The 5292-nt window shown below is 37.9% G+C and carries 6 protein-coding genes; 3 read left to right on the top strand and 3 right to left on the bottom strand.

All coding sequences use genetic code 11. From position 1 onward, the window contains the following. Both IM317_RS23060 and IM317_RS23055 read left to right on the top strand, forming a co-directional pair. Window positions 1-487, top strand: a 487-nt coding sequence (locus IM317_RS23060; RefSeq protein WP_193362540.1) for a hypothetical protein, incomplete at its 5' end; no start/stop codon positions are given. 210 nt (window positions 488-697) lie between these two features. After that, window positions 698-1264, top strand: a complete 567-nt coding sequence (locus IM317_RS23055) for a recombinase family protein (protein ID WP_033144485.1) — start codon at window positions 698-700, stop codon at window positions 1262-1264. A gap of 214 nt (window positions 1265-1478) precedes the next feature. Here IM317_RS23055 and IM317_RS23050 read toward each other — a convergent pair whose 3' ends face one another. The 3 genes from IM317_RS23050 to IM317_RS23040 all read right to left on the bottom strand — a co-directional run bounded on the left by IM317_RS23050 (window position 1479) and on the right by IM317_RS23040 (window position 3221). Further along, window positions 1479-1895, bottom strand: coding sequence for a lysozyme inhibitor LprI family protein (locus IM317_RS23050; protein WP_029882383.1), 417 nt, complete (start codon window positions 1893-1895; stop codon window positions 1479-1481). 15 nt (window positions 1896-1910) lie between these two features. Continuing rightward, complete coding sequence (locus IM317_RS23045; protein WP_029882384.1) at window positions 1911-2771, bottom strand: hypothetical protein; 861 nt, start codon at window positions 2769-2771, stop codon at window positions 1911-1913. Between the two features lie 186 nt (window positions 2772-2957). Beyond that, complete coding sequence (locus tag IM317_RS23040; RefSeq protein WP_048377808.1) at window positions 2958-3221, bottom strand: helix-turn-helix transcriptional regulator; 264 nt, start codon at window positions 3219-3221, stop codon at window positions 2958-2960. Window positions 3222-3320: 99 nt separating this feature from the next. Here IM317_RS23040 and IM317_RS23035 point away from each other — a divergent pair, with 99 nt between their 5' ends. Beyond that, window positions 3321-3932 carry a LexA family transcriptional regulator gene (locus IM317_RS23035; protein WP_017384795.1) on the top strand — a complete coding sequence of 204 codons (612 nt, stop codon included), beginning with the start codon at window positions 3321-3323 and terminating at the stop codon, window positions 3930-3932. The last annotated feature ends 1360 nt before the right edge of the window (window positions 3933-5292 follow it).

The raw sequence follows: 5292 nt of genomic DNA, 5'->3' as shown, positions 1-5292 counted from the left end.
TTGGTTATCTTTAAATGATATAGATTGGATAGGTTATAAAAAAACACAGGAATACACAAAGTTAACGTTACTAACCAGTGGCGACGATCTTGATTATGAAGATTTAAATATTTTAAGCCATATTTCCAATGTTATCAGTGACGATGAATTACTGGGTGATATCCGTACCTCTTTATTAGAGTATTGGTATGATTTTGTGCATGAATTTATTTCAGAAAGTAATGAATTTAGCGAGTATTATGATGAGCAGGAGAGTTATTTAATTAAATCGAAAGCAAAGGATATGGTTAAGGATATGTTATCCGAAAGCTCGATAGTTTTTAACGAAAGTGAAATTGATGACATTATTGATAATATTGATGTACAATCAATAATAGAGAGCAATATCGAAAATTATTCTGATTGGGATGGACAAGAATATACTCAACATGGTGGATATCAGGATAACGGGTTTGATGGTGTTGATGACATATTTTCAAGGGAGTAATTGTTAGCCAGAGATTATGCCACGCACCTCACTTTTATCCGCATACTGATATGCTACTAAAATATAGTGTAGCGATTAAGCATCCTTAATCGCTACATACCGCACATCCTCCTAAAGCCTGATTAAGTGTAGCGATCTGCCTTGATTTTTCATCGCTACACTCTATAATAAATCGCAACATACAAATCGATACAGTATAGAGATTTTGACATGGCACACATCGCTTATATTCGCGTATCCAGCTTGCAACAAAACAGCGAGCGACAATTAGCAGATACGGGGATCACCTTTGAAAAAGTATTCACTGAGAAAGTAAGTGCGAAAGATACCAATCGTGAAGTATTCTTAGCGATGATGGAGTACTTACGCGAAGGCGATACTTTGCATGTGCATGACATCAGCCGCCTTGCCCGTAATACAACCGACCTTCTCTCAACTGTAGATGCTTTGACTAAACGGGGTGTCGCGATCCAGTTTCATCATGAAGGCATTAAGACGGGAGATAACTCACCCACTGGTAAACTGGTTCTAACTTTACTTTCGGGAATTTGCCAAATGGAACGTGAAATGATGCTGCTCAGGCAAAGAGAGGGTTACGAAGCAGCTAAGGCTGCTGGTCGTATTGCTGGGCGTGGAAATGGTAGGCATATCCCGCGTACTGAAATCCTCGCGGCATTGGCATCTGGCGGAAGTGTTCGCTCTGTAGCTGCTGACTTCGGTGTAAGTACCAACACTATTAGCCGAATCAAGAAAGAAATGAACTGTGCGGCATCTTAAGTTAAGCAAATGATTTCTTTCACACAAACAGAAAAGACTTTGCATGACCTAATGCACAAATACTTTGATACTGGAACAGAAGATTACGTGATGTTTGGCGTTTTGCTGTGTGAATGGAGTGATGAAAGTACTTCAAGAATTATTAATAGCGGTTTTCCACCAGCCCTGACTCATCGATGGCAATAAAAAAGGTAGCCTACGCTACCTTTTAACATCAGCCACCAAGATTTGTACTATTCCTGAGTCGATAAAGATCTAATGTTTTATCGCGGATAATATTCATTTTGCTTTCAGCCGCAATCAAACTCCAGATAGTACCTTCTTCTTTTTGATAAAAAGCCTCAATTCCTTTATTATACGAATCTCTGTATTTTATCCATTGCCTTTGTGAATCTCTTAGGGCAGCACGCACATTTTCAGGCTGATCTTTCATTAGCAGTTTATATTGATTCCCAAGCTCCGTATCCCACGCTGTAGTAGCTTTAATATAGCAATTCTGTGAGTCAATGGTACTAACCGCATCCATCTTGCATTTTTGTAATGTGCTATCAATATTTTGCTTAAGTTCATCAGCAGAGGCCGATAAACACAATAGCAAACTTAAACTTATAACAACCGCTTTGAAATACATAATCCTGAATCCATTTCAATTATCAGTTTGTACTGTAACACGATGTTCTATCTCGTTAAGATGAGCTATACCACAATTTTCTAATTGAGAACGGGCAAATCTAATATCATTGCTGGTTCTCTGGATGTCAGGATCGGTTGTAGGACTCCTCCCCCCTGCAAATGGCGAAACACCCGACCGTGTTAAAGAATCAGAGGTTTCATTCCAGTACTCAATGGCTTGCTCAGACGCTGCATTAGCAGCCAACAGTCGATTGAATTCACGTGAGCATGACTTCTTTTGAACAGCAATGTAATCATCGACCCAAACACCATGTTGCTTGTAGATATTTTCAGCTACTAAGTACTTACCACTACTCTTGTCGAGACTATTAATCTTACTTTCGATGTAGTCTTTGTTATTTTTTTCTAATGTTGCAGCGGTGGCTTGTTTATCGGCTAATTTTATTGACTCATCTTGCTTAGCTTTAATCTCAATCCACTTTTCTCTGTTAAAGATCCCAGCACTCTTCGCTTCAGAGAATTGATCTTCGATCATAAAACCAAGATTCTTTCCTTGTAGGTTCATCATATATACATTAGCTTGCCCAGCTATTAATAATAAAATGACAATGATGATAGGTAGAAGAAAGTTATTAAAAAACTTTGGAAATTTTTGCGTTAATGCGGGGTGGTTTTCTTGTATAGATGGAATGGCTATAATTGACCACCAAAATGAGATGATCATAACCATACTCCAAAATGCTAAAGTAATTAATGCAAGTAATACTGTAGCAAATGACATCCCAGGTTCATTGAATGTACTAAAATAACTATAAACCATGGATGCCATGATTAAACCGAATCCCATATAAACAAAAAACTGTATTTTCTTCATTTTTATTTCCCCTTGTTATTTTAATACTCGTTTTATATTACCGAGAGAGTCAACTTCTACTCTGACAAGTTTTCTACATGCTCCGCACGAACCTACACCTGTACCACTGCTTTTTATTCCGGTGTTAACTGTCGTAGTACTTCCACAATGCGGACAAACCACTGTATATGTTGCGTATGCCACAATTTATTCCTCACTATTGCTGTAACGTTCAGGCCAGATTTCTTCTCGAGTCACTCCGATATAATCTGCAATGATCTTCTCACCTTTAGGCCAATGTCTCTCAAGGGCGTTGTATAGCGTTCGTTCATGTAAGCCGTTGTCTCGGGACAACTTAGCCAACGAACTACCTTTTTTGCGTATAGCTGCAAGTACATCGGCCCGATGCCAGTTTCGAGTACTGGCATTTGATTCCTTTTTTTGAGATCCTTCTTGTTTATGATTCTTCATTATGATCACTCATTACTTAATCATGAATATGATTGATCAATAAAATGAACAAGTCAAATCGAATTAGGAATACAATTCCTTAAGTTGAATGGCGATAGAATGAACAATAAAAAGCAGAGTACTAAAGAGTTCAGTGAACGCTTAAAGCACGTCATAGCAGCACTTGGAACAACGGGTAGAGAGTTCTCAAAACGTGCGGGTATTGGCTATAGTACTGTTCACAACTACATGCACGGCTCATCAAGCCCTACACTGGATAACTTGGTACTCCTGGCAAAAGCAGGCAATGTATCTATTGAATGGCTGGCTACAGGCCAGCAATCGAGCATGAGCAGCACTGATTCAAATGTCATACTTGTACCTTTTATTGATCATGCCGATGAAATGTTGAATCTTGATGCTCAACTGCTTGATGTGACGGATTTACATTCTCTGCGTGCTATCAGGGTTAATACCGATGTAATGACCCCTACCTTTCTTATGGGTGCAGTACTACTCATTGATACTAACGATACAAATTTAACCGATAACAAACTTGTTGTATTAAAACAGAGCGGGAATTATTTGTTTAAGAGAGTACAGGTGCTCATGGAGGGAGTACGCTTACTGAGTGATAATGACAATTATCCGTCAATCGCAGTCGCTTTTGAAGATATGAAAAGTATCAATGTCATTGGTGCTGTAGTGATGATTATTAACAAAGTTAATTAGCACAATTAGTACTTCCACCAATCACCGTTAACAAACCTACCCAAGGTAGGGAAAGGTGGAAGTTCTCGCTATAGTACATAACCCAATTAATCAGGAGAACATAGCAAGAGGTCGCTATAAGCAGAGATCATCCCCTTCAATCCTAACGATATCTAACTGAATTGATACTTCCATTTAATGCATTTTTTGACTGTCCCGCTTTACAAGCGAGCCAGGAATTTCATTCGATTGAATCTCACGGCGTTCGCTTCAACTCGAATATCAATTCATTGGATATTATTTTTTTTGATAGGACATTTATTAAGTATTGATTAGCTTTAACAGCATTACTCCTTGACGGGATTTCTTGGATACATTTCGATCCCCTACTGCGGGGGAAAGATATTCAAGATATACAATTAATTTGTATTTCTTGACGCTGATACTCATCAACATTTCATACAGCGAATTTTGGATACAACTATATTGTACTCAAGCGGAAGCGGGTTGCCCTGTTTCTTCCTATCGCCATTCTCTGCAACGGTCGTAGCTCATCGCTACTCTTCTTATAAAAGCTGTATGAATAACTCCTATAAGCGTCTAAGTACTTCTCGAATTCTGGACGGATCTATATTGTATAAATTCGCCACTGAATCTATTAGAAGTAATAGACTCCCTTATACCATTTGGTAAGGATTGGCCTTATATGTCTATCAAGGGAATCTACGGGGTATTATCCGATTCCTTTATAGTGCCACATTGCCGTGACTCCTGCGTTTTCGTCTTTTTTGTCTGGAATTTACGCTCGGGAAATTTGCACGGGTTTCATTTGCACTGCGTTCTGTTGAACAACTCATCTGCCATCTACTTGTCGATAGGATCAGGTTTTAATTTATTATACCAAGGATAATGACGCTCTTATCATTACCCCACGACTAACGGGTACACCAACAGGATTTTAACTATACATATAGTATAGGACATAATTTAAATTCATTTCATTTTTTCTTCTCCCCCTATAAATATCTACCGATATTTATAGGGAATGAAACATGCGTTTTTTAGTACATTTATATTTAATTACTTGTATTACTAAGTGTTGCTAAGTAACCCGCCTTTAGATCATGGAATAATAGCAACGCACCTGTTCCTATCGCACAACAAAAAAACTAAGGAATCGGTTACCCATTGAAAATATGATGAAAATTTCAGCATTACAACCAAAGAATAAAAATAAACAGTGACAAAAATATTCAGCACGTATAAAAACACATAAAATAAAAATGAATGTGGTTTATTTTTTAGCATTGATTATATTTGTTTTTATTAACAACCTCTTATTGCTGTCTTTAGAAAGCTTCCTTTCCTCTTCCCTTATAAT

Origin of the sequence: Enterobacter cloacae complex sp. S3 (assembly GCF_014930495.1) — a bacterium.
In the GTDB taxonomy this organism is placed as follows: Bacteria; Pseudomonadota; Gammaproteobacteria; order Enterobacterales; family Enterobacteriaceae; genus Enterobacter; species Enterobacter asburiae_B.
This window is presented reverse-complemented; position numbering and strand designations above follow the sequence as displayed.

Bases quoted from the DNA above. Each gene is read 5' to 3' on its own strand.
- IM317_RS23055 (WP_033144485.1), top strand. From the start codon at position 698: ATGGCACACATCGCTTATATTCGCGTATCCAGCTTGCAACAAAACAGC.
- IM317_RS23050 (WP_029882383.1), bottom strand. From the start codon at position 1,895: ATGTATTTCAAAGCGGTTGTTATAAGTTTAAGTTTGCTATTGTGTTTA.
- IM317_RS23045 (WP_029882384.1), bottom strand. From the start codon at position 2,771: ATGAAGAAAATACAGTTTTTTGTTTATATGGGATTCGGTTTAATCATG.
- IM317_RS23040 (WP_048377808.1), bottom strand. From the start codon at position 3,221: ATGAAGAATCATAAACAAGAAGGATCTCAAAAAAAGGAATCAAATGCC.
- IM317_RS23035 (WP_017384795.1), top strand. From the start codon at position 3,321: ATGAACAATAAAAAGCAGAGTACTAAAGAGTTCAGTGAACGCTTAAAG.